23 protein-coding genes are annotated in these 21475 nt (G+C 67.3%); 5 read left to right on the top strand and 18 right to left on the bottom strand.

Translation table 11 applies throughout. The annotated features are described in order from the left end of the window. Nucleotides 1–124 precede the first annotated feature (124 nt). Nucleotides 125–529: a methylmalonyl-CoA epimerase gene (gene mce / locus ACSSV8_RS14210; RefSeq protein ID WP_454282877.1), complete on the top strand. Its 405-nt coding sequence runs from the start codon at nt 125–127 to the stop codon at nt 527–529. Beyond that, nucleotides 529–807, top strand: coding sequence for a DUF1467 family protein (locus ACSSV8_RS14205; RefSeq protein ID WP_354539450.1), 279 nt, complete (start codon nt 529–531; stop codon nt 805–807). The genes mce and ACSSV8_RS14205 overlap by 1 nt, the downstream gene beginning before the upstream one ends. Here ACSSV8_RS14205 and ACSSV8_RS14200 read toward each other — a convergent pair. From ACSSV8_RS14200 to ACSSV8_RS14120, 17 genes are all read right to left on the bottom strand, one after another. Continuing rightward, a complete protein-coding gene (locus ACSSV8_RS14200) occupies nt 779–1480 on the bottom strand; it encodes an EI24 domain-containing protein (RefSeq protein ID WP_454282876.1) in 702 nt (233 codons plus the stop codon). The two genes, ACSSV8_RS14205 and ACSSV8_RS14200, sit on opposite strands and share 29 nt — an antisense overlap. Next, complete coding sequence (locus ACSSV8_RS14195) at nt 1477–2055, bottom strand: nitroreductase family protein (RefSeq protein WP_454282875.1); 579 nt, start codon at nt 2053–2055, stop codon at nt 1477–1479. Before ACSSV8_RS14195 ends, ACSSV8_RS14200 begins: the two co-directional genes overlap by 4 nt. A 69-nt stretch (nt 2056–2124) precedes the next feature. Further along, nucleotides 2125–2598, bottom strand: a complete 474-nt coding sequence (locus ACSSV8_RS14190) for a hypothetical protein (protein ID WP_454282874.1) — start codon at nt 2596–2598, stop codon at nt 2125–2127. Nucleotides 2599–2778: 180 nt separating this feature from the next. Then, nucleotides 2779–3861: a phospho-N-acetylmuramoyl-pentapeptide-transferase gene (gene mraY / locus ACSSV8_RS14185; RefSeq protein WP_354539454.1), complete on the bottom strand. Its 1083-nt coding sequence runs from the start codon at nt 3859–3861 to the stop codon at nt 2779–2781. Beyond that, nucleotides 3861–5297, bottom strand: a complete 1437-nt coding sequence (locus ACSSV8_RS14180) for a UDP-N-acetylmuramoyl-tripeptide--D-alanyl-D-alanine ligase (protein WP_454282873.1) — start codon at nt 5295–5297, stop codon at nt 3861–3863. The genes mraY and ACSSV8_RS14180 overlap by 1 nt, the downstream gene beginning before the upstream one ends. Next, nucleotides 5294–6784, bottom strand: a complete 1491-nt coding sequence (locus tag ACSSV8_RS14175; RefSeq protein WP_454282872.1) for a UDP-N-acetylmuramoyl-L-alanyl-D-glutamate--2,6-diaminopimelate ligase — start codon at nt 6782–6784, stop codon at nt 5294–5296. The genes ACSSV8_RS14180 and ACSSV8_RS14175 overlap by 4 nt, the downstream gene beginning before the upstream one ends. A 6-nt stretch (nt 6785–6790) precedes the next feature. Continuing rightward, nucleotides 6791–8575 (bottom strand): peptidoglycan D,D-transpeptidase FtsI family protein, encoded by a 1785-nt coding sequence (locus tag ACSSV8_RS14170; RefSeq protein ID WP_454282871.1) that lies wholly within the window; start codon nt 8573–8575, stop codon nt 6791–6793. Continuing rightward, nucleotides 8572–8919, bottom strand: coding sequence for a cell division protein FtsL (gene ftsL / locus ACSSV8_RS14165; RefSeq protein WP_354539458.1), 348 nt, complete (start codon nt 8917–8919; stop codon nt 8572–8574). The genes ACSSV8_RS14170 and ftsL overlap by 4 nt, the downstream gene beginning before the upstream one ends. After that, nucleotides 8919–9908 (bottom strand): 16S rRNA (cytosine(1402)-N(4))-methyltransferase RsmH, encoded by a 990-nt coding sequence (rsmH, locus tag ACSSV8_RS14160; protein ID WP_454282870.1) that lies wholly within the window; start codon nt 9906–9908, stop codon nt 8919–8921. Before rsmH ends, ftsL begins: the two co-directional genes overlap by 1 nt. A gap of 3 nt (nt 9909–9911) precedes the next feature. Beyond that, nucleotides 9912–10415: a division/cell wall cluster transcriptional repressor MraZ gene (mraZ, locus tag ACSSV8_RS14155; RefSeq protein WP_454282869.1), complete on the bottom strand. Its 504-nt coding sequence runs from the start codon at nt 10413–10415 to the stop codon at nt 9912–9914. 637 nt (nt 10416–11052) lie between these two features. Beyond that, nucleotides 11053–12447: a PepSY-associated TM helix domain-containing protein gene (locus ACSSV8_RS14150; protein ID WP_454282868.1), complete on the bottom strand. Its 1395-nt coding sequence runs from the start codon at nt 12445–12447 to the stop codon at nt 11053–11055. Between the two features lie 68 nt (nt 12448–12515). Continuing rightward, entirely contained in the window at nt 12516–12878 is a 363-nt protein-coding gene (locus ACSSV8_RS14145; RefSeq protein ID WP_454282867.1) for a hypothetical protein, read from the bottom strand. A 63-nt stretch (nt 12879–12941) separates the two neighbouring features. After that, nucleotides 12942–13448, bottom strand: a complete 507-nt coding sequence (locus tag ACSSV8_RS14140) for an N-acetyltransferase family protein (RefSeq protein ID WP_454282866.1) — start codon at nt 13446–13448, stop codon at nt 12942–12944. Next, nucleotides 13441–14433, bottom strand: a complete 993-nt coding sequence (gene acuI / locus ACSSV8_RS14135; protein ID WP_454282865.1) for an acryloyl-CoA reductase — start codon at nt 14431–14433, stop codon at nt 13441–13443. The genes ACSSV8_RS14140 and acuI overlap by 8 nt, the downstream gene beginning before the upstream one ends. A gap of 94 nt (nt 14434–14527) precedes the next feature. Then, nucleotides 14528–15634, bottom strand: coding sequence for a dimethylsulfoniopropionate demethylase (locus tag ACSSV8_RS14130; RefSeq protein ID WP_354539465.1), 1107 nt, complete (start codon nt 15632–15634; stop codon nt 14528–14530). Next, nucleotides 15634–16263 carry a DUF1326 domain-containing protein gene (locus ACSSV8_RS14125; RefSeq protein ID WP_354539466.1) on the bottom strand — a complete coding sequence of 210 codons (630 nt, stop codon included), beginning with the start codon at nt 16261–16263 and terminating at the stop codon, nt 15634–15636. The genes ACSSV8_RS14130 and ACSSV8_RS14125 overlap by 1 nt, the downstream gene beginning before the upstream one ends. A 15-nt stretch (nt 16264–16278) precedes the next feature. After that, the gene (locus ACSSV8_RS14120; RefSeq protein WP_454282890.1) at nt 16279–17013 is read right to left on the bottom strand and encodes a DUF2182 domain-containing protein; all 735 of its coding nucleotides are present in this window, start codon (nt 17011–17013) and stop codon (nt 16279–16281) included. A gap of 83 nt (nt 17014–17096) precedes the next feature. On the opposite strand from ACSSV8_RS14120, the gene ACSSV8_RS14115 reads away from it, so the two are divergent. Further along, nucleotides 17097–17831, top strand: a complete 735-nt coding sequence (locus tag ACSSV8_RS14115; protein ID WP_454282864.1) for a FadR/GntR family transcriptional regulator — start codon at nt 17097–17099, stop codon at nt 17829–17831. 77 nt (nt 17832–17908) lie between these two features. On the opposite strand, the gene ACSSV8_RS14110 is transcribed toward ACSSV8_RS14115, so the two are convergent. Beyond that, nucleotides 17909–19096 carry an NAD(P)/FAD-dependent oxidoreductase gene (locus tag ACSSV8_RS14110; RefSeq protein ID WP_454282863.1) on the bottom strand — a complete coding sequence of 396 codons (1188 nt, stop codon included), beginning with the start codon at nt 19094–19096 and terminating at the stop codon, nt 17909–17911. A 121-nt stretch (nt 19097–19217) separates the two neighbouring features. On the opposite strand from ACSSV8_RS14110, the gene ACSSV8_RS14105 reads away from it, so the two are divergent. Next, complete coding sequence (locus ACSSV8_RS14105) at nt 19218–20381, top strand: peptidoglycan glycosyltransferase FtsW (protein WP_454282862.1); 1164 nt, start codon at nt 19218–19220, stop codon at nt 20379–20381. Continuing rightward, nucleotides 20378–21472: a UDP-N-acetylglucosamine--N-acetylmuramyl-(pentapeptide) pyrophosphoryl-undecaprenol N-acetylglucosamine transferase gene (locus tag ACSSV8_RS14100; protein ID WP_354539470.1), complete on the top strand. Its 1095-nt coding sequence runs from the start codon at nt 20378–20380 to the stop codon at nt 21470–21472. Before ACSSV8_RS14105 ends, ACSSV8_RS14100 begins: the two co-directional genes overlap by 4 nt. Nucleotides 21473–21475 lie beyond the last annotated feature (3 nt).

The following is a 21475-nucleotide window of genomic DNA, read 5'->3' as shown; positions in this document are numbered from 1 at the left end:
ACGCCCCCAGCTTGCCCGCTCATGATGAACGCGGGGTTAATGGCCCTCTGCGGCGCCCTGCCGCTTGAAAGCGGCCCGCGCCCGCGCCATAACCCCCCCCAGACCAGCCAGAAGGAAGCGCCCCATGATCGGACGTCTCAACCATGTCGCCATCGCCGTGCCCGATCTCGAGGCCGCAAGCGCGCAGTATCGTGAGGCGCTCGGCGCAAAGGTCGGCGCGCCACAGGACGAACCCGACCACGGGGTCACGGTCGTGTTCATAGACCTGCCCAATACCAAGATCGAACTGCTCTATCCCTTGGGCGAGGAGAGCCCGATCAAGGGGTTTCTGGACAAGAACCCCTCGGGCGGCATTCACCATGTCTGCTACGAGGTCGAGGATATCCTCGCCGCGCGCGACCACCTTCTGACCAGCGGCGCGCGGGTTCTGGGCACGGGCGAGCCGAAAATCGGGGCGCATGGCAAGCCGGTTCTGTTCCTGCACCCCAAGGATTTTCAGGGGTGCCTTGTGGAACTGGAGCAGGTCTGATGGGTGTCACCTCGGCCATCGTGCTCTATGTGGTGATCTGGTTCCTGACGTTTTTCATCGTGCTGCCGATCCGCATAGAGACGCAGGGCGATCTGGGCCGGATCGTGCCCGGCACGCAGGCCGGTGCGCCGGAGCATCATCACCTGCGCAAGAAGGCGTGGATTACCTCCGGGATCGCTGCCGTGCTCTGGGCCATCGCGGCCTGGGTGATCCTGTCGGGCGTGATCTCGGTGCGCGATATCGACCTGTTCAACCGGATGGGCCCTGCCGCCGGATAGCATGGTAGATATGGGTGAAGGTCGCGGCCCCCAGCACCGGGATCACCAGGTTCACCAAGGGCAGCGAGAGCGGCATCGCCATGAGCACCCCCGCCGCCCAGATCGTCAGGCGGTGTTTCTTGCGCAACTGACGCGCCCCCTCGCGCCCCTCGCGGCGCATGGCGGCCAGTTGGAAATACTCCATCCCCAGAAGATAGCCGTTCAGACCCCAGAAGATGAAAAGAGCGAACGGCGTGAAGATCACGTAGAGGATGAGCGCGAGAAGGTTCGCGCCGATGATGACGCCAAGGAAATTCACCGTGTCCTTGAGCGCCTCGCCGAAGGGCACGGAGGGCGCGGGCGGCAGCGCGGGGTAATGCCGATCCTCCACCGCCTGCGCCACCTCGTCGAGAAACATCGAGGTGATGGCCGAGGCGACCGGCACCATGAGAAAGGCCGAAAGGATCATCATCAGCAGCAGTGACGCGCCGCTCAGTAGGTCGCCCAGCCATGTCACCTCGCCGATGAACGGCAGCACCGTGCTGTCGCCCACCATCGCCTGAATGAGCCAGAGCACGCCCGCATAGACCGCAAAAAGCAGGGCCAGTGTCAGCCCGATACCAAGCAGCAGCACACGGCGAAAGCGCGGGTCGCCGGTCTGGCCGAGCGTCTTGAGGAAAGCCGGGAAAATCATTCTGTCATCCAGGTGATCACCGCTTCGGGATCGGGGCGCGGCCGTTCGGGGGGGGCGGCGGTCTCGGTGCCGATATGGATGAAACCGACGATGGTCTCATGCTCTGCGACCCCGAGCGCCGCCTCGCCAAAGCCCTGGTCATGGCTGGCCCAGCCCGACAGCCAGTTCGCCCCCCAGCCCGCCGCCAGCGCCGCGCTCAGAAGGCCGTAAGCCACGCAGGCGGCCGAATAGGTCTGTTCGATGGCGGGGATCTTCCCTGAGGGTTTCGGCGACGCGATCACCGCCACGGCAAGATGCGCCTCGGCGAATTGCGCCTCCTGCTTGGCGGTCTCCTCGGGCGCGCGCCCCAGCCGCGCGCCCACCTCGGGCACCAGCCCCGCCAGCCGCGCGAGCGCGCCGCGCTCCAGCACGACAAGGCGCCAGGGCTCCAGCTTGCCATGATCGGGCACGCGCAGCGCCGCCACCAGAAGCGGCAGAAGCGCCGCGCGGTCGGGCACCGGCAGGCCAAGCGTCTTGGCCGGGCGCGACCGGCGCGTTTGCAGGAATGTCAGCGCGGCGGGGTTGGGATCGGGCATCGGCTCTCTCGCATCTGTTGCCCCTCCCATGTCGGCAACCGCGCGCGCGGGGTCAAGCCCCGGTATGGATTACATCCACCAGCGCGCCCTGTCGTGGCGGGCCAGCCAGCCGCCGATGCTGAAATGGTCGCGCCGGACAAGCAGCACGAGCGCGATGAAGGCACCCAGCACCGCAAGGTCGATGACCTGATTGCGGTTCACCGGAAAGCCGCGATCGTTGAGCGCGAAGGGGTCGAAAAACCCCTCCCAGCGGCGGGTGACGGTGAAAAAATGCATCAAGAGCAAACTGCCATAGCTGAAATAGCGGAATACCCCGAGCGCCACGAGCCCGCAAAGCGCGATTTGCAGGCCCCCCATCGTGTAGACCTGTGTCAGGCTCACGTCGACCCCGTCGAAATGCCGCGCAAGGCTCTGATATTGCTTGGGGGTAATGATCTTGTGCGCGGCCCAGAGGAACACGAACCACGCCAGCCCCAGCCGCAGGATCAAGAGCGCCAGACCGTCGAGCCGGTCCTGCGGGGTAAGGCGGAGCCGTGCGTCCATCGGTGTTCCCTCGGGTGTTTCGCGTCGCTGGCCGGATGACCAGCGTGCCTTGCCTAATGGCTTGGTCCTGTGGTCGCAAATCACATGGCGGCGAGGGATGTAACAGGCACCGGACGGCGTGCGCGCTCGGGGCGTGTGACGAAAGCCTCGCGTGTCACGACACGGCCGGACCGGCGCCGCCTATCGCAGTTTCAGCGTCGCCAGCCCGATGATCGCCAGGATGAGCGCGATGATCCAGAAGCGGATGACGATCTGCGGCTCGGCCCAGCCCTTTTTCTCGTAATGGTGGTGGATGGGGGCCATCAGGAATACGCGCTTGCCGGTGCGCTTGAAATAGAGCACCTGAATGATGACCGAAAGCGCCTCGACCACGAAGAGCCCGCCGACGATGCCGAGAACCAGCTCGTGCTTGGTGGCCACCGCGATGGCCCCGAGCGCGCCGCCAAGCGCCAGGCTGCCGGTATCGCCCATGAAGACGGCGGCAGGCGGGGCGTTATACCACAGAAAGCCGAGACCGCCGCCCACCAGCCCCGCGACGAAGATCAGGATCTCGCCTGTTCCGGGCACGTAATGCAGGCCGAGATATTCGGTAAAATCCGTCCGCCCCACCGTATAGGCGATGACGCCAAGCGTGGCCGAGGCGATCATCACCGGCATGATCGCCAACCCATCCAGCCCGTCGGTGAGGTTGACGGCATTGGCCGCGCCCACGATCACGAACATCGCAAACGGAATGAAGAAAACCCCCATGTTCAGCAGCACGTCCTTGAACACCGGCAGGGCCAGTTGATTTTGCAGCGCGTCGGGGTGGTGATACCCCGCCCAGAGCGTTGCGACGAGCGCGATGGCGAAGCCCAGGGCAAGGCGCACGCGGCCCGGCACGCCCTTCACATTGCCCTTGGAGACCTTGGCGAGATCGTCGGCAAAGCCGATCATCGCAAAGCCGAGGGTGACGAACAGCACGAGCCAGACATAGGGATTGTCAAGCCGCGCCCAGAAGAGGGTCGAGGTGACCAGCGCGCCGACGATCAGGAGCCCGCCCATGGTGGGCGTGCCGGCCTTGGCGAAATGGGTCGCGGGGCCATCCTCGCGGATCGGCTGGCCCTTGCCCTGACGGCGGCGCAACACGTTGATCAGCGGTTGCCCGAAGATGAAGCCAAAGACCAGCGCGGTCAGGAAAGCGCCGCCCGCGCGAAAGGTGATGTAGCGGAAAAGGTTGAAGATATCGCCCCCGTCCGAGAACAGTGTCAGCCAGTAGAGCATTACCCGCGTTCCTCTTCCATGCCCCGGCCCGCGCGGCGCAGCGCCGCGACGACAAGGCTTACCTTGCTCCCCTTGGAGCCTTTGACCAGCACCACATCGCCCGCGTCGATCAGGCGATGCGCCTCGGCCGCGAGGTCCTCGGCGGTGGCCCTGTGACGCCCGCGCTTGCGCTCGGGCAGCGCCTCCCAGAGGGCGCGCATCCGGGGGCCCACGCAATGCACCTCGTCCACCGCTGCCATCGCAGGCAGGGCGGCAAGCGCGGCGTGGAGCGCCGTCTCGGTCTCGCCCAGTTCCAGCATGTCGCCCAGAATGGCAATGCGCCGCCCTTGCGAGACGCGGCCCACGTCATGGCGCGGGGTGCTCGCGGCCAGCACCTCAAGGGCGGCGGCCATGGATTCGGGGTTGGCGTTGAAGGCGTCGTCGATGAGGTCGATGCTCATGCCATCGGCGGCCAGATCGAGCACCAGCCGTTCGCGCGTGCCGCGCCCCTCGGGGGGCGACCAGCGCGCCAGATCGGCAATCGCCACGGCCCGGTCAAGGCCAAGCACGCGCACCACTGCCAGCACCGCCAGCCCGTTCATGGCAAAATGCCGCCCCGTCACGCCGATCTTGTAAAGCAGCGGCGTGCGCCATGCGCGGGCCTGCGCCACCGTCGCTCCGTCATGCAGACCGACCGACAACAGGCGGTGATGCGCGGCCCGCGCCGTGCCGAAGCCCAGCACGCGCGCGGCATGGCGCGCGGCGCTCTCATGGAGGATCGGCGCGGTCTCGATGTCGGCATTCATCAGCGCCACGCCGCCCGGTTCCAGCCCCTCGTAGATCGCGGCCTTCTCGCGCGCGATGCCCTCAAGGCTCTCGAACGCCTCCAGATGGGCGGCGGCGACCGTGGTGATCACCGCGATATGCGGGCGCGCCATGCGCGAGAGCGGCGCGATTTCTCCGGGATGGTTCATGCCGATCTCGATCACGGCGAACTCGGTGTCCTCGGGCATCCGCGCCAGCGTCAGCGGCACGCCCCAGTGATTGTTGTAGCTGGCCTCGGCGGCATGGGTGCGGCCCTGATGCGAGAGCACCGCGCGCAGCATCTCCTTGGTCGAGGTCTTGCCCACCGAACCGGTCACGGCGATGATCCGGCCCCGCATCCGTGCGCGGCCCGCGCGCCCCAATGCCTCGAGCGCGGTTTGCACATCCTCGACCAGAAGGAGCGGCGCGTCGGCGGTGACACCTTCGGGGATGCGACTGACAAGCGCCGCCGCCGCCCCCCTCGCCAGCGCCTGCGCCACGAATTCATGCCCGTCGCGTGCCGCGCTGAGCGCCACGAAAAGATCGCCCCGCTGCAATGTGCGCGTGTCGATGGAGACGCCCAAAGCGGCCCAGTCGCCCGTCGCGCGGCCCCCTGTGGCCGCCGCCGCCTCGGCTGCGGTCCAGAGGCTCATGCCACGCCCCCGTCAAGCACGGCGACGGCCAGGCTGGCCTGTTCGGCATCGTCGAAGGGCAGCACGTCCTGCCCGACAACCTGCCCTGTCTCGTGCCCCTTGCCGCAAATGAGCAGCGCATCGCCGGGCCCGAGCGCATCGACGCCGCGCAGGATCGCCTCGGCGCGGTCGCCCACTTCCGCCGCGCCGGGACAGCCCGAGAGCACCGCCGCGCGGATCGTGGCCGGGTCTTCGGAGCGGGGGTTGTCGTCGGTCACGATCACCGCATCGGCGAATTGTGCGGCGGCCTGTCCCATCAGCGGGCGCTTGCCCCGGTCACGATCGCCGCCCGCGCCGATGATGGCGACAAGCCGTCCCATGACATGCGGGCGCAGCGCGCGGATGGCTGTCGAGACGGCATCGGGGGTATGGGCATAATCGACGAAGACCGCCGCGCCATTGCCGCGCGTCGCGGCCAGTTGCATCCGCCCGCGCACCGTGGTCATGCCCGACAGTTCCGCCAGCACGCGCGCGGGGTCCGCGCCCGCGCCGATGGCAAGCCCTGCCGCGAGCGCCACGTTTTCTGCCTGGAACCCGCCGATGAGGTCAAGGCGTATCTGGTGGATGCGGTCCTCCCACGCGAGCCGGATCACCTGACCGGTGGCATCGAAGCGTTGCGCGAGAAGGTGCAGATCGGCGCCATCGCGGCGCCCGACGGTCAGAAGATCCTGCCCCCGGTCGGTGGCAATCTCGGCCATGCGCGCGCCATTGGGGTCGTCGATATTGATCACCGCCACGCCGCTCTCGGGCAGGACGCGGGCGAAGAGGCCCGATTTGGCCTGAAAATAGCTCTCGAAATCGGGGTGATAGTCGAGATGGTCCTGCGTGATGTTGGTAAACCCCGCCGCCACGAGGCGCACCCCGTCCAGCCGCGCCTGCGCAAGACCGTGCGAGGAGGCCTCCATCGCGGCATGGGTCACGCCCTGCGCCGCGCAGTCGGCCAGCACGCGGTGAAGTGTGATCGGCTCGGGGGTGGTGTGGGAGAGCGGCGCGCGCACCGCGCCTTCCACCCCGGTGGTGCCGAGATTGACCGCGTCAAGCCCGAGCGCTTCCCAGATCTGGCGGGTGAAGGTGGCGACCGAGGTCTTGCCGTTGGTGCCGGTCACGGCCACCATGGTTTCGGGTTGCGCGCCGAACCAGAGGGCTGCGGTAAAGGCGAGCGTCTGGCGCGGGTCCTCGGCCACGACAAGCGCGGCCTGATGCAAGCCGAGCGCGTCGGCGGCAAGACGTGCGCCCGTCGCATCGGTGAGGATCGCCGCCGCACCCTGCGCAAGCGCCGCCTCGATGAAGCGCGCGCCATGAACCTGCGTGCCCGGAAGCGCCGCGAACAGCATCCCCTCGCGCACCGCGCGGCTGTCGGTGGCAAGCCCGGTGATGCGCGCCTGCCGTCCGGCCTGCGCTGTCAGGCCAAGCTCTGTCAGTGTCCGTATCTGCCCCACGCGCGCCATCCGCCCTTACTGAGATGCGGGCCTTATAACAGGCACTCCGGCGTGTTCAATCATGGGTCTGAGTCCCAACAGCGGCGCGGTGCGGCGGATGATTTCGGCGGCAACGGGGACGGCGGTCCAGCCCGCGGTGCGGCGCGCTTCGCTGCCGGAGGTTTCCACCGGCTCGTCCAGCGTGACGACGAGCACGTATTTCGGATCATCGGCGGGGAACATGCCCGCGAAACTGGCGATGACCTTGTCCTTGTAATAGCCGCCGCCCCTGGCCTTGGGTTTGTCGGCGGTGCCGGTCTTGCCGCCCACGGCATAGCCTTCCACCTCGGCCAGGCTGGCCGTGCCCTCGCTCACCACCTTGCGCATCATGTCGCGCATGGCGGCCGATGTCGCCTCGGAGATGACGCGAGGCCCCGGTGTGCGGGTCGGGTCGCGCAATAGTGTCGGCGTGACAAGCCGCCCGCCGTTGACGATGGTGGCATAAGCGGCGGCAAGGTGCATCGGACTGGTCGAGAGGCCGTGACCGTAGGAAATGGTCATGGTCGACAACTCCGACCAGTTTTTCGGCAAAAGCGGGCCGCTGCCCGATGCCTCGCTGATCTCGAGCGGCGAGGGCTGCATGAAGCCGAGCGCGTCGAGAAAGGTTTTTTGCCGCGCGCCGCCGATCTGGAGCGCGATGCGCGCGGTGCCGACGTTGGAGGACTTCACCAACACCTTTTCCGCGCTGAGTTCGGGGCCGTAATTGCGGAAATCGCGGATGCGGAACTTGCCCCATTGCATCGGGCTGCGCGTGTCGATGACGGTGGCGGGGGTCACCAGACCCAGATCCAGCGCCTGCGCCAGCGTGAAGACCTTGAAGGTCGAGCCAAGCTCGTAGACACCCTGCACCGCGCGGTTGAAGAGCGGGCTGTCATCGGGATTGCCCGTCGTGGGCAAGGGCGGGCGATTGTTGGGATCGAAATCGGGCAAGGAGGCGACGGCGATCACCTCGCCCGATTGCGCGTTCATCAGGATGCCGGCGGCACCCTTGGCATTCATGATCTTCATGCCGCCCAAAAGGACCCGCTCCATCGCCGCCTGCACACTGAGGTCCAGCGAGAGGATCAGCGGTTCATGCGCGCGGGCAGGGTCGCGCAGGCGCTCGTCAAGCTGCTTTTCGATCCCCGCGACGCCCACCACCTCGGCGGCGTGCACGCCCTCGCGGCCAAAGCTGGCACCGCCCATGACATGCGCGGCCAGACGCCCATTGGGGTAAAGCCGCATCTCGCGCGGACCAAAGAGCAAGCCCGGCTCGCCGATGTCATGCACCGCCTGCTTCTGTTCGGGGCTGAGGGTGCGGCGGATCCAGAGAAACTTGCGCGTGCCGGTGAAATCGCGCAGGAGCCGCTCGCCGTCGAGATCGGGGAAAATCTTCACCAGCGTTTCGGCGGCGCGCACCGGGTCCACCATCTGATGCGGCTGGGCATAGAGGCTGTAGGTGTCGAGGTTGGTTGCCAGAACGCGGCCTTGCCGGTCCACGATATCGGCGCGCTGCGCCTGAATTTGTGCGCCTTCGCTGCTGATGCGCGGCTCGGCGGGTTCGGATTGTGCCAGCACCGCCATCTTGCCGCCCACGGCGGTGAAGCCGATGAAAAACAGCCCCGCAAGCACCAGAAGCCGCCCCTCGGCGCGGCGGCGCGCGCGGTCGCGCATTTCCTCGTGGCGCAGGCGGATATTCTCGCGCTCGATGGCGTCGGGGTTCTCGCCCTTGCGGCGCGCTTCGAGGATACGCGCCAGCGGGCGCAGCGGCGTGCGGATCATGGCAGTTGCTCTTCGGTGTTGGAGACATCGACCGGATTGTTGAGAATCAGCGCCGCCGGGGCCGGATAGGCCACCTGATCGATGCGCCCGAACTGGTGCGGTTGCAGCGGCATGAGGCCGAGCCGGTCATAATTCATCTCGACCAGATCCATCAGCCGGTCGGGCCGGTTGAGATAGGCCCATTCGGCGTTGAGCATCCGAAGCCGCTGGCGTGCCTCGGCGATGCCTGATTGCAGGCGTTCGGCCTCTGCAATCGCGGCCTGGGTGCGGTAATTCTCGCGGTAGGCCCAGAAGGCGAGGCCGATCACGGCAAGCGCCGTCAGAACATGGAGCAGGCTGCGCATCATTTCTCTCCCTTCAGCATGGGCAGGCCGAGCGCGGCGGGGTCCGAGAGGCCGGGGGCTGCGTCGGTGCGGATGCCGATGCGCAGCCGGGCCGAGCGCGCGCGGGGGTTGTCGGCCAGTTCCGCGTCATCGGGCGCGATGGCCTTGCGGGTCCTGAGCGTGAATTGCGGTGCCTCGCGCTGCGTCTCGGGGGCGTGACGGCTGCCGCCGCCCTGCGCGCCCGCGCGGCTCTGCAAGAAGCGTTTCACGATCCGGTCCTCGATGGAATGAAAGGTGACGACCGCCAGTTGTCCGCCGGGTTTGAGCGCGCGCTCGGCCGCCTCCAGCCCGCCCATAAGGGCGCGGTATTCGTCGTTGACGGCGATGCGGATGGCCTGAAAGCTGCGGGTCGCGGGATGTGCCTGACCGGGTTTGGCGCGCGGCAGGCAGCGCTCGACGATGGCGGCCAGTTGGGCGGTGGTCTCGATGGGAGCTGTTTCGCGCGCCCGCAGGATGGCGCGGGCGATGCGCCGGCTCGCGCGTTCCTCGCCGTAAAGATAAAGGATATCGGCCAGTTGCGCCTCGGCGGCGGTGTTGACCAGATCGGCGGCGCTTGGCCCTTCCTGGCTCATCCGCATGTCAAGCGGGCCGTCGCGCATGAAGGAAAAGCCGCGCGTCGCCTGATCAAGCTGCATCGAGGACACACCGAGATCGAGCACCACGCCGTCGAGCGCCTCGGCATGGCTGTCCATCGCCGCGAAATTGTCCTGCACCAGCCGCAGCCGGTCGCCGTAGGGCGCACCCCAGTCCCGCGCCATGGCGATGGCCAGCGGGTCGCGGTCCACGCCGATGACCTGATCGGCACCCGCCTCCAGAAGCCCGCGCGCATAGCCCCCGGCGCCCAGCGTGCCATCAAGCCAGGTGCCGCGCACGGGGGCAACGGCGGCCAGGAGCGGGCGCAAGAGGACAGGGATGTGAGGGGCGGGCGGGACAGGGGCAGCAGCGGCCATGGCTCAGCCCCCGTCGGGCGTGTCGAGCAGGGTGAGCGGGTCGAAATCCTCGGGGAATTCGTCAAGCCACTCGGTGACATCGGCAAGGCGCTTGGCCTGATAGGTCTCGGGCTTCCAGATCTGGAACGTGTCGCCCGCCGCGATGAAGAACGCCTCGTCCTCGAGATCGAGCTTCTTGCGCAGCTTGGCGGGCAGCACGATGCGGCCCGTGTCATCGACCGAGGTGGGGAGCGACTGTCCCTGGAACATGTGTTCGAGCAGGCGGCGCGGTTTGGAGCCGCGCGGCAGGCGGGCAATTTTCTCGTCCACTTCCTGCATCGCCTCGACGGTGAAACATTCAAGGAAATCGCGGCGGTGGTCGCCATAGACGATGATCAGTTCGGGCTGTTTTCCGGCGCTCCAGTTGGGATCGCTGTCCTGGATCACGGGGCGAAAGAGCGCGGGGATCGACACCCGGCCCTTGGCATCCACCTTTACGGTGTTTTCGCCTCTGAATATCCGACCCACTGTCCCGATGGCCTCTTTTGGTGCCCCCGGTTGATACCCGGTCCCCCTGACGGAAAACGGCGGGTTGATCTGCTGCCACTGATCAACCCGCCGCCCTCGTCCCGCCTAGCGGGGTTTCCGACTGCGCGCGCCACCTGGGGGGATGTCTGCTCGCTCGCGCGCCGGATTCTTATGCGATGAAGCTGGGTGCCTGTATGAAACCTGACTTGGGAGATTGTTTCGGGGTCTTGTTGCCCCTTCGTCTGTCCCGTCCTCATCGTGGTCCTTGGATAGCATGGTATTTTCTCCCACTGCAAACATTTTTTGAACTTTCTTTCGATGGCGCGCCTGCCGGGATATCTTGGGAAACAAGGGGATACGTCATTAGTTGGTCAATTTTAGATCATGTGGTGCTTTTCGATAAGATATATCCAATATATTGTGTTTCATCTTAAGGTATAAACGTCCCACGATTTCCCAAGCAATCTACGGACATCGATGTTGCCCCATGGTTTCCCAACCGTCTGACAGGGCCTCAACAGGCGAAATTCATCGAATCACGCCTGCGAATCACCGTCAATGCGGGTTTTGGCGCGCCTGTCCCGGAAACGACAAAGGCCCCGCCGGGGCGGGGCCTCAAGACGCATGGGGCACGGGATCAGCTCAGCGCGCGGCGCAGCCCCGGAAGGTGGCGCAGCACCAGCACGTCAAGCGCCAGCACCGCGACCAGCGTCAGACCCGCCAGCGGAAACGCGAGCGACACCGCCAGCCCCACCAGCGCCGCGCCCTGCCACATCGGCAGATCGCGCGGCAGGGGCGGGGCAACAAGGCGCGCGGCCCCGGCAGGCCGCCGCTTCCACCACATCACCACCGAGGAGACACAGAGAAACAGCACCGCGAGGCAAAACACCGTATTTGCCAGCACGCTCCAGAGCCCCATCGTGCCCATGTGCAGCGCGATGCCCACGGCCATCGCCTTGCCCGCCAGCGAGTAATCGCCATAGCGCACATCGGCGAGGATATTGCCGGTATACTGGTCCACATGCACCGTGCGGTCCGAGGTCGGGTCGGTATCGTCGGTGTTCATCGAGTCGCGGCCCAAGGTCCAGACCCCGGTCTCGCCCTGGGGCAGGTTGAGCTGATAGCGCGCATCGAACCCGATCTGCCGCGCGAGCGTGTCGAGCGTGTCGATGGTCACCGCGCCGCTCACGCCCTCATGGCCCGCATGGCTGCCCGAGGCGGGCATGGGCGTGAGTTCGAGCGCCCAGGGCACCTCCTTGCGGTCGTGGTTCATGCTGGCGTGGATATCGTCCGAGAGCGGCACGCTGTCCCATTTCTCGGCGGGAAACTGGCTCCAGGCCTGCACCAGCTTTTCGCCCCAGACCCCCGACCAGGCGAGGCCGGAGACAAGAAAGAACGCCAGCACGATGGAAATCCAGAAGCCCAGCACCCCGTGCAGCGACCGCCAGAGCGCGCGGCCCCGGCCCAAGGTAGGGATGAGCGCCGCGCGCCACCCGGCCTCGCGCGGCCACCACATGTAAAGGCCGGTCGCGATCAGCACCATGCCGAGCGAGGCCGCGATCTCCAGCATCCGGTCGCCGGTCACGCCCAGCATCAACTCGGAATGGACACCATCGGCGAAATCATACCAGCCTTGCCGTCGTGGAAACTGCGCCAGCACCTCGGCGCGGTAGGGATCGACCACGACCATGGTCGCCTCGCCGCCCTGATCGACGCGGAAAATCGCCGCCAGATCATCGCGGCGCGGGGCCACGTATTGCTTGAGCGTGCCGCCCGGAACGGCCGCCACCGCCGCTTGGGCCTGCACCGAGACAGCAAGCGGCGCATCGAGCGGTTGCACCACGGTGCGCTCGCCGTCGCGCCCGTCGATCCAGGCGATCCACAGCATCATCAGCCCGGTCACGGCCAGGATGCAGAAGAACGGGATCACGAACAGCCCGGCATAGAAATGCCACCGCCAGGCCGCAAAATAAAAGGCGTTGGTGCCGCGCGCGCTCTCGGGCGGGGCACAGGTCTGATCAATCGAGGTCATGGAGCAACTCCATCGCAGGCGCCCCGCATCGCGGCGGCGCAGGTTGAAAAGGACTGGTTCGGGAAATCTCAGGCGCGCGGCGGTGCGCGGGTCTGTGGCAGGCCATGCGCCAGGCGGGCAGGGCGGATCTGCGCCTCGGCCGGGGTTGCCAGCGCGCGCACCGGGCGTGGCCAGACATCGGGCGCGCGCCCCGGCTCAGGCAGCACCATGGCCGCCGCGATGCGGCAGGCCTCGCAGCCATTGGTGCCGCTCTCATGCTTTGCGGGCGCGTGATCCCCGGCACCGCCGCCATGGGCGCAGAGGTCCCCGGCAGAGCCGCCCGCCGCCAGATAGGCCGCGTAATCCGCGTCCGGCAGCCCCCCGCCGCGATGCGCAAAGCCGACAGCGGCCAGCGCCACCGTCAGGACGGCCACGAGCAGGGCCGCGGTCAAAGGGCTTCGATCAATCCGCATCTTGTCCGATAGCCTGCCATGACCGCCAGACCCGCGCCAGCCTCAATCGCCGTCCGCGCCCAGCCATTTATACATCACCAGCGCATCGACCAGCCCCGCCTCGGGGTGGCGGAAGGCGTGCGGCAGGCGGCCCACGGTCGCAAAGCCCAGGCTCTGCCAGAGCGCGACGGCCCCCTCGTTGGTCTCGACCACGAAATTGAACTGCATCGCCAGATAGCCCATGGCGCGGGCCTCCACCTTGGCATGCTCGCAGAGCGCGCGCGCCACGCCGTGCCCGCGCGCCGCCTCGGCCACCACGAAACCCGCATTGCAGACATGCGCGCCACCGCCCGCCTGATTGGTCTTGATGTAGGCGGTGCCCAGCACCTCGCCCCCCGCCTCGGCAAGATAGGTGGCGCGCGGGGCCTCCATCCAGAGCGCGCGCACCGCCTCGGCATCGAGGTTTTGGTCGAGCGCATAGGTGTCGCCCGCGCGGATCACCGCGCGCAGCATCGGCCAGAGCGCGTCGAAATCACCCGCGCGCGCCAGCCGGATCGTGACGTCATCCATTCACATCCACCACCACGCGGCCCTTGACCTGTCCCTTGAGGATTTCGGCCCCGAGGCGTGGCAGATCGCCGAGGCTGGCGGGCACGATCATCGCCTCGAGCTTGTCCATCGGCAGGTCGCGCGCGATCCGGCCCCAGGCGCGCAGGCGGTTGTCATAGGGCTGCATCACCGAATCGATGCCCAGAAGGTTCACACCGCGCAGCAGGAACGGAATGACCGTCGCGGGCAGGCCCGCGCCCCCCGCAAGGCCCACGGCGGCGACGGAGGCCCCGTATTTCATCTGGCCCAGCACCCGCGCCAGCATCGCGCCGCCCACGGCATCGACGCAGCCGGTCCAGGTCTCGGCTTCCAGCGGGCGCTTGACCGTCTCGTTGAGTTCCTCGCGCGGCACGATCTGCGTGGCCCCCAGCGACCGCAGGTAATCGGCGGTCTCGGGGCGGCCCGTCACCCCCGCCACCTCATGCCCGAGATTGGCGAGGATCGCGGTCGCCACGGACCCGACACCGCCCGCAGCCCCCGTCACCAGCACGGGCCCGTGCCCCGGCTTCAGCCCGTGATCCTCCAGCGCCATGACGGCCAGCATCGCGGTAAATCCTGCGGTGCCCACGGCCATCGCGGCCCGCGTGTCCAGCCCTTCGGGCAGCGGCACCAGCCAGTCGGCCTTCACCCGCGCCTTTTGCGCGTAGCCGCCCCAATGCGCCTCGCCCACGCGCCAGCCGGTCAGTACCACCTTGTCGCCGGGCTTGTAACGCGCGTCGCGGCTTTCCTCGACGGTTCCGGCGAAATCAATCCCCGGCACGTGCGGATATTTGCGCACAAGGCCGCCCCCCGGCCCGATGCAGAGCCCGTCCTTGTAATTCACGGTGGAATACTCGACCGCGACGAGCACCTCGCCATGCGGCAGATCCTCCACGGAAATCTGTTTCACCGCCGCAGATGTCTTGCCGCTTTCCTCGTCCTTCTCGACGACCAATGCGTTGAACATATCGCTCTCCATGTCATTCGCAGGGCCAGCCCCCCGCTTCATCTTGCCAAAAATATCCCGGGGAGTGTGAGGGGCTGGCCCCTCACTCCCCCTCTCAGGCCCAGAACCCCGCCTGCACCACGCCGCGCCGCTCGCCATCCGGCGCCATGACCCGCAGGTCGGTGCCCGCCTCCCAATCGGTCATCCGCACCATGCCGATGGCCACGTTGACCTGATGATCCGGCGACCACGCGGCGGAACTCACGCGCCCCACCCGCTCGCCCCGCTCCGACAGCACCGGCCACCAGTCCACACAGGGCGGCACCGCGCCGCCCTCGATGGCGATGGCGCGGATTTGTTGCACCGGCCCTTCACGAGCCACCCGCAAGAGCGCATCGCGCCCGATGCAGCCGATCGCCGTGTGGGTGTTGCAGAACCGGCCCAGCCCGCATTCATGCGGCGTGTTGTCGTCGGTCATGTCGTTGCCATAGCTCAGCAATCCGCCCTCGATCCGCTCGATCAGGTTGGGACAGCCCGCGCGCACGTCCCACGGCTTGCCCGCCTCCATCAGGGCGTTCCACAGCGGCATCCCTATATCGCCGCCCTCGACATAGATCTCATAGCCGCCCTGCTTGGAATAGCCCGAACGCGCGATCACCATGTCGCGGCCCTGAAAATCGAACATCCCGAACCGAAAGAAGCGGATATCGCGCACCGCGTCGCCAAAGACCGCCGCCATCAGATCGTCGGCACGCGGTCCCTGCACCGCCAGCGGCGACACGTCCGGCTCATCCACCAGCACATCGAGCCGCCAGCCCTGCACGATCCCCTTGACCCAGTAGAGCAGGTCCGAATCGGCAATCGAAATCCACCAGCGATCCTCGGCCAGTTTCACGGCGACGGGATCGTTGAGCATCCCGCCGGTCTCATCGACGATGGGCACGTAATAGCATTGCCCCGGCATCATCCCCCGCAAATCGCGCGGCGTCAGCATCTGCATGAGGCGGCCCGCATCCGGGCCGCGCAACTCCACCTGCCGCTCGCAGGCCACGTCCCAGACCTGCACCGCCTGCTTGAGATGGCGATAATCCTCCTCGATGGAGCGGAACACGGTAGGCAGCAGCATGTGGTTATAGACCGTGTAGGCCCTGACCCCCGCCGCCTCGACCCCTTGGGAAAACGGCGTGCGGCGCAACCGGCGCGAGGGCGACAGCAGCACCATCAGCGCGGGCCTTTCCAGTCGATCTGGCAGATTTCCGCGCTGCGCCCGTCGAAATCCCACACCCGGCCAAAGGCGCGCACGCGGCCCTTGGTGGCGGTGGCGACGGTGATATCCGGCCCCATCCAGTATTCGGTGTTGGTGACAACGATATCCTGACCGCCATGGCCCGGAACGGGGATCACCTCGCCCTGGATCTTCTTGCCCACCATCAGGCGGCGGGCATTGCCCTCGGTCTCGAAGATGACCGGCGCGCGCTCGGCGCCCAGAAACTCGCTCACCAGCACCCCGAAGAGGCCGGTGGTGCCGCGCGCCTTGCCGCTGAAAATATTGACCAGCGCCTCATAGCCTGCCTCGCTCGCGCGCTCGTCGATGAAGGCCGCCGCCTTCCAGTTGCCGCGCGCCATCAGGCCGGGGATTTCCAGCATCAGGCCGACGTTCAGCCCGCTCAGATCCTCGTCGCCGTAATGGCCCTCGTCGATGCGCACGCCCGACCAGGCCTGACAGTAGCCTTCCGTCGGCGCGTGTTTGCCAAGGCTCACCACGCAGGGGCAGAACACCGTGCAGTTGCAGTTGAGGATCAACTCCCCCTTGATCGCCCACGGGACTGTGCCCACCGTATCCAATGCCATATCCGGTCTCCTCTCTCAGATTGATGTGAACAGAACCCAGCCCGACGCGGCCAGCAGCGCCACGCCGAGCGGGCGGGTGAGCCAAGCGCCGATCTGCGGCAGTTTCTCCAGAACCATGATCACCGTGGCCAGCCCCATGAAGGCGAGGTTCATCACGCCGCCCACGAACGCCAGCATCATCAGCGCCCAGCAACAGCCAAGGCAGACAAGGCCCAGCCGCACGCCGTTGCGTAGCGCGCCCTCGTCCCAATACTGCATGAAGAAGGACAGCGGGCGGCGGCATTTGGACAGGCACGCCTCCTTGGCCGGGCTGAATTGGTATAGCCCGGCTAGCGCCAGCAGCGCCGCCGACATCACACCGGACCGGCTGTCACCGAAGGCCGTCAGCAGCCCCGCCTGAAAGAGCGCCATTTGCGCCGCTGCCGCCAGCACCGAAAACCCCAGCCAGACCGACAGATACCCCGCCACCAGCGCGCCCAGCCGCGTCTCGCCCGCGTGGCCCAGATCCTCGTAGGTGGCGAAGGCCGGGAGCGCCGTGGGGGCCATCATCGCCGCCGACATCAGCGCCCACATGAGGATGATGCGGGTAAACCCGGCCGCATCCGGCGTGACGATGCACAGGCTTTGCAGGAAATCCGCGCCGTAAATCTGCGCGCCCTCGCGCAATTCTTGCGGCAGCGCCATGGCATAAAGCAGCCCCCAGGCCCCCAGAATGAGGCCGAACAGCACCAGCCAATGCCCGCCCCCCATCCGTCTGACCTGCGCCGCGATCATCGCCGCTCCCCCGACTCATCCCTTGCATTTAAATTGTCAGACATTTAAATGTAAGACAAATGAAAATTGATCCCGATAACAAGGCCGACCTTTCGGCGCAGATCGCCGAGGCGATCCGCGAGGAGATCATGGCCGGGCGGCTCATTGTCGATGAACGCCTGCCGTCCGAAGCGGAACTGGCCGATCACTTCGCGGTGTCGCGCCCCACGGTGCGCGAGGCGCTCAAGCGGCTGGCGGCGCAATCGCTCATCCGCACCGCGCGCGGCGCGTTCGGCGGGGCCTTCGTCAATCGCCTCAGCTATCCCGAGGCCTACGGGCAACACATCACCACCGCGACGCTGCTTCTTTCGATGAACGCCATCAGCTTTGATGTGGCCTGCGAGGCGCGATATGCGCTGGAGCGTGCCTGCACGCCGCTGGCGGCAGAGCGGCGCACGCCCGACACGCTCGCCACGATGCGCGCCGAGATCCACCGTCAGGCACAGCCGGGGCTGACGGACGAGGCGTTCTGCGCCTCGGACGTGGCCTTTCACCGCGCACTGGTGGACAGCGCGGGCAACCCGGTGCTCAGCTACCAACTCGCGGGCGCGGTCGAGGCGATGCAGCCTCTGATGAACATGATCACCTTCACGGCGCGGTCGCGCGAGGTGATCGTGGGCTTTCACACCCGGATTGCCGATGCGCTTGAGGGACACGAGGCCGAGGCGGCGCTGGCGGCGCTGAGCGCGTTGGAAGCCTATACGCTCACGCTGGGGCGCGACGTGATGGCGGCACGCGCGCGGCCGAAGCGGTAGGGCCTGGCCTGACGGGGCCGGTTGGGATTTGCTCCCGGCGCGGCTCTCTTCGCAACCGCTCCCGGCCAGTCCCCCTCTTACCCCCGCGCCGCAATCGCCTGGCCCGCCGCCCAGCCCGAGGACCAGGCCCATTGGAAATTGTAGCCGCCCAGCCAGCCGGTCACGTCCACCGCCTCGCCGATGGCAAATAGACCGGGCAGGTGGCGCGATTCCATGGTGGCCGAGTCGAGCCCATGGGTGGCGATGCCGCCCAGCGTCACCTCGGCGGTGCGGTAGCCCTCCGAGCCGGTGGGCTTCATCTCCCAGCCGCGCAGCGCCGTGACGAGCGCGCCCAACCGGGCGTCGGACTGGTCTCCGAGATTGCCCGAAAGGGCCAGCGAGGGGGCGAGGTGGGTCACAAGCTTGCCCGGCAGATGCTGGCCCAGCACGGTGGTCAGGTTACGTTTGCCCTGGCTCTGGCGGTCTGCCCGCAGGGTCTCGTAAAGCGCGCCCCCGGGGTCGAGATCGAGCGTGATCGCCGTCCCCTCGCGCCAGAAGGACGAGATTTGCAGGATCGCGGGCCCCGAAAGCCCGCGATGGGTAAAGAGCGCCGCCTCCTCGAAGGCCACGCCGTCGCAAGCGGCGCGCACGGGCAGGGCCACGCCCGCGAGCGCGGCAAAGGGCGCGTCCGAGAAGGTCAGCGGCACAAGGGCGGGGCGGGTTTCGGTCAGCGCGTGGCCGAAGCGCTGCGCGACCTCGTAGGCGAGGCCCGTCGCGCCCATCTTGGGGATCGACTTGCCCCCCGTGGCCAACACGAGGTGGCGGGCCGTGACGGTAACGCGCGCCCCCTCGCGGTCGAGCACGGCGCGAAAGCACTGGCCGTCATGGTCGATCCCGACCACCCGCGTCGAAAGCCAAAGATCGGCACCCGCCTGCCGCGCCTCGGCGACCAGCATTGCGACGATCTGCGTCGCGCGCCCGTCGCAGAAAAGCTGCCCCAGTGTTTTCTCGTGCCAGCCGATGCCATGGCGCGACACGAGGTCGATGAAATCCCACTGGGTATAGCGCGCCAGCGCCGATTTGCAGAAATGCGGGTTCTGCGACAGGAAATTCTCTGGCCCCGCATGAAGATTGGTGAAATTGCACCGCCCGCCGCCGGAAATGCGGATCTTTTCGCCCGGCGCGCGCGCATGGTCGATCAGCAGCGCGCCCGGACCGGCATGAGCCGCGCACATCAGCCCCGCGGCGCCTGCGCCAAGGATGAGGGTCGTAACCGCGTTCGTCATGATCCGCCTGTGACGCGAAAACCCGCCCATTGGCAAGAGGTTCTGGCGCAGGGGCCGAAATGCGGCTAGACTGTGCACCGAGACCCCGCAAAGGGGCGAACCTAATCGAGGCGGCAGGCAGATGACGGAAATGGTCTATGGGGCAGTGCCCCTGCGGGACGCAGAGCCCGTTCTCCCCCGGTGGTGGCGCACGATCGACAGATGGTCGTTCTTCTCGGTGCTCATTCTCTTTGCCATCGGTATTCTGCTGGGGCTGGCGGCCTCGGTGCCGCTGGCGGAAAAGAACGGCTTTGCGCCGTTTCACTACGTTCAGCGACAGATGTTCTTTGGCGGGCTTGCGCTTGTTGCCATGATGCTTGTCTCGATGCAGCGCCCCGAGACGGTGCGCAGGCTGGCGGTGCTGGGGTTTTTCGGCGCGCTGCTGGCGCTGATGTGTTTGCCGGTCTTCGGCACGGATTTCGGCAAGGGGGCGGTGCGCTGGTATAGCCTCGGGTTCGCCAGCGTTCAGCCCTCGGAATTTCTCAAGCCCGCTTTCGTCGTCGTCGCGGCCTGGATGATCGCGGCCAGCTACGAGATCGGCGGCCCGCCGGGGCGGCTCTGGTCTTTCGTCCTCATGGTGGTGATCCTGGGCTTTCTGGCGATGCAGCCCGATTTCGGGCAGGCGGCGCTGGTGCTGTTCGGTTGGGGGGTGATGTGGTTCGTGAGCGGTGCGCCGGTCACCCTTCTGTTGATCATGGCCGGGGCGGTGGTGGCGGCGGGCACGCTGGCCTATGCCAATTCCGAGCATTTCGCGCGTCGCATCGACGGGTTTCTCAGCCCCGAACTCGATCCCACGACGCAGCTTGGCTTTGCCACCAACGCGATCCGCGAGGGCGGATTGTTTGGCGTGGGCGTGGGCGAGGGGCAGGTGAAATGGTCGCTGCCCGATGCGCATACGGATTTCATCATCGCGGTGGCGGCAGAGGAATACGGCCTTGTGCTGGTGATGGTCGTCATCGCGCTCTACGCGGGGATCGTCGTGCGCTCCTTCCTGCGGCTGATGCGCGAGCGTGATCCGTTCATCCGCCTTGCGGGCACCGGCCTTGTGGCGATTTTCGGCGCGCAGGCGATGATCAACATGGGCGTGGCGGTGCGGCTTCTGCCCGCCAAGGGGATGACGCTGCCCTTCGTCAGTTATGGCGGCTCGTCGCTGGTGGCGGGGGGCATTGCCCTGGGGATGCTGCTGGCCTTCACGCGGACGCGCCCGCAGGGGCAGATCGGCGATATCCTGCGGGGACGGCGGTGAGCGCGCCGCTTCTGATCATCGCGGCGGGCGGCACCGGCGGGCACATGTTCCCGGCGCAGGCGCTGGCGGAGGTGATGCTGCGGCGCGGCTGGCGGGTGCGTCTGAGCACGGACGCGCGCGGCGCGCGCTACGTGGGCGGTTTTCCCCATTCGGTCGAGATCGTGCAGGTGGCAAGCGCCACATTCGCGCGCGGCGGGATCGTGAACAAGCTGCTGGCACCGCTGCATATCGCGGGCGGCGTGCTTGGCACGGTGGTGCGGATGTGGCGCGAGAAACCGGCCATGGTGGTGGGCTTCGGCGGCTATCCGAGCATCCCGGCGCTGGCGGCGGCGACCCTGTTGCGCCTGCCGCGCATGGTGCACGAACAGAACGGCGTGCCGGGGCGGGTGAACCGGCTTTTTGCCCCCCGCGTCGATCTGGTGGCCTGCGGCACCTGGCCCACCACCCTGCCCGAGGGGGCGAGGTCTGAGCATGTGGGCAACCCGGTGCGCACGGCGGTGCTGGAGCGTGCGGGCGCGCCCTATATCCCGCCGGGCGATTATCCGATGTCGGTGCTGGTGATCGGCGGCTCTCAGGGCGCGCGCATCCTGAGCGATGTGGTCCCCGGGGCCATCGCCGCGCTGCCCGAGGAGATTTTGCGCAATGTCCGCGTGAGCCATCAGGCGCGCGACGAGGACGGCACCCGCGTGGCGCGCGCCTATGCCGAGGCGGGGATCGACGCCGATGTTCAGCCGTTTTTCCGTGACGTGGCGCGGCGCATCTCCGAGGCGCAGCTGGTCATTTCCCGCGCGGGCGCATCAAGCCTTGCCGATCTGGCGGTGATCGGGCGGCCCGCGATCCTCATTCCCTTCGCCGCCGCTGCCGATGACCACCAGAGCGCCAATGCGCGCGGGTTGGTGGCGGCGGGGGCTGCGATCCTTATCCCCGAGAGCCGGCTTGACACCGCCTCGCTCGCCACGCAGATGGCGGCGGTTCTGGGCGATGCGCAAGGCGCGCGCCTGATGGCCGAGGCGGCGCGCTTGCAGGGGCGGCCCGAGGCCGCCGAGCGGCTGGCCGATCTGGTCGAAGAACTGGCAAAAGAAGGAAACTGATAC

The sequence above is a fragment of the Roseovarius sp. MBR-79 genome, from assembly GCF_053628555.1.
Note: the sequence above shows the minus strand (reverse complement) of the source record. Positions and strands in the feature narration are given on the sequence as shown.

Excerpts from the sequence above, each read along its gene's own strand:
- mce (WP_454282877.1), top strand. The coding sequence starts at position 125 with ATGATCGGACGTCTCAACCATGTCGCCATCGCCGTGCCCGATCTCGAG.
- ACSSV8_RS14205 (WP_354539450.1), top strand. The coding sequence starts at position 529 with ATGGGTGTCACCTCGGCCATCGTGCTCTATGTGGTGATCTGGTTCCTG.
- ACSSV8_RS14200 (WP_454282876.1), bottom strand. The coding sequence starts at position 1,480 with ATGATTTTCCCGGCTTTCCTCAAGACGCTCGGCCAGACCGGCGACCCG.
- ACSSV8_RS14195 (WP_454282875.1), bottom strand. The coding sequence starts at position 2,055 with ATGCCCGATCCCAACCCCGCCGCGCTGACATTCCTGCAAACGCGCCGG.
- ACSSV8_RS14190 (WP_454282874.1), bottom strand. The coding sequence starts at position 2,598 with ATGGACGCACGGCTCCGCCTTACCCCGCAGGACCGGCTCGACGGTCTG.
- mraY (WP_354539454.1), bottom strand. The coding sequence starts at position 3,861 with ATGCTCTACTGGCTGACACTGTTCTCGGACGGGGGCGATATCTTCAAC.
- ACSSV8_RS14180 (WP_454282873.1), bottom strand. The coding sequence starts at position 5,297 with ATGAGCCTCTGGACCGCAGCCGAGGCGGCGGCGGCCACAGGGGGCCGC.
- ACSSV8_RS14175 (WP_454282872.1), bottom strand. The coding sequence starts at position 6,784 with ATGGCGCGCGTGGGGCAGATACGGACACTGACAGAGCTTGGCCTGACA.
- ACSSV8_RS14170 (WP_454282871.1), bottom strand. The coding sequence starts at position 8,575 with ATGATCCGCACGCCGCTGCGCCCGCTGGCGCGTATCCTCGAAGCGCGC.
- ftsL (WP_354539458.1), bottom strand. The coding sequence starts at position 8,919 with ATGCGCAGCCTGCTCCATGTTCTGACGGCGCTTGCCGTGATCGGCCTC.
- rsmH (WP_454282870.1), bottom strand. The coding sequence starts at position 9,908 with ATGGCCGCTGCTGCCCCTGTCCCGCCCGCCCCTCACATCCCTGTCCTC.
- ACSSV8_RS14150 (WP_454282868.1), bottom strand. The coding sequence starts at position 12,447 with ATGACCTCGATTGATCAGACCTGTGCCCCGCCCGAGAGCGCGCGCGGC.
- ACSSV8_RS14140 (WP_454282866.1), bottom strand. The coding sequence starts at position 13,448 with ATGGATGACGTCACGATCCGGCTGGCGCGCGCGGGTGATTTCGACGCG.
- acuI (WP_454282865.1), bottom strand. The coding sequence starts at position 14,433 with ATGTTCAACGCATTGGTCGTCGAGAAGGACGAGGAAAGCGGCAAGACA.
- ACSSV8_RS14130 (WP_354539465.1), bottom strand. The coding sequence starts at position 15,634 with ATGGTGCTGCTGTCGCCCTCGCGCCGGTTGCGCCGCACGCCGTTTTCC.
- ACSSV8_RS14125 (WP_354539466.1), bottom strand. The coding sequence starts at position 16,263 with ATGGCATTGGATACGGTGGGCACAGTCCCGTGGGCGATCAAGGGGGAG.
- ACSSV8_RS14120 (WP_454282890.1), bottom strand. The coding sequence starts at position 17,013 with ATGGGGGGCGGGCATTGGCTGGTGCTGTTCGGCCTCATTCTGGGGGCC.
- ACSSV8_RS14115 (WP_454282864.1), top strand. The coding sequence starts at position 17,097 with ATGAAAATTGATCCCGATAACAAGGCCGACCTTTCGGCGCAGATCGCC.
- ACSSV8_RS14110 (WP_454282863.1), bottom strand. The coding sequence starts at position 19,096 with ATGACGAACGCGGTTACGACCCTCATCCTTGGCGCAGGCGCCGCGGGG.
- ACSSV8_RS14105 (WP_454282862.1), top strand. The coding sequence starts at position 19,218 with ATGACGGAAATGGTCTATGGGGCAGTGCCCCTGCGGGACGCAGAGCCC.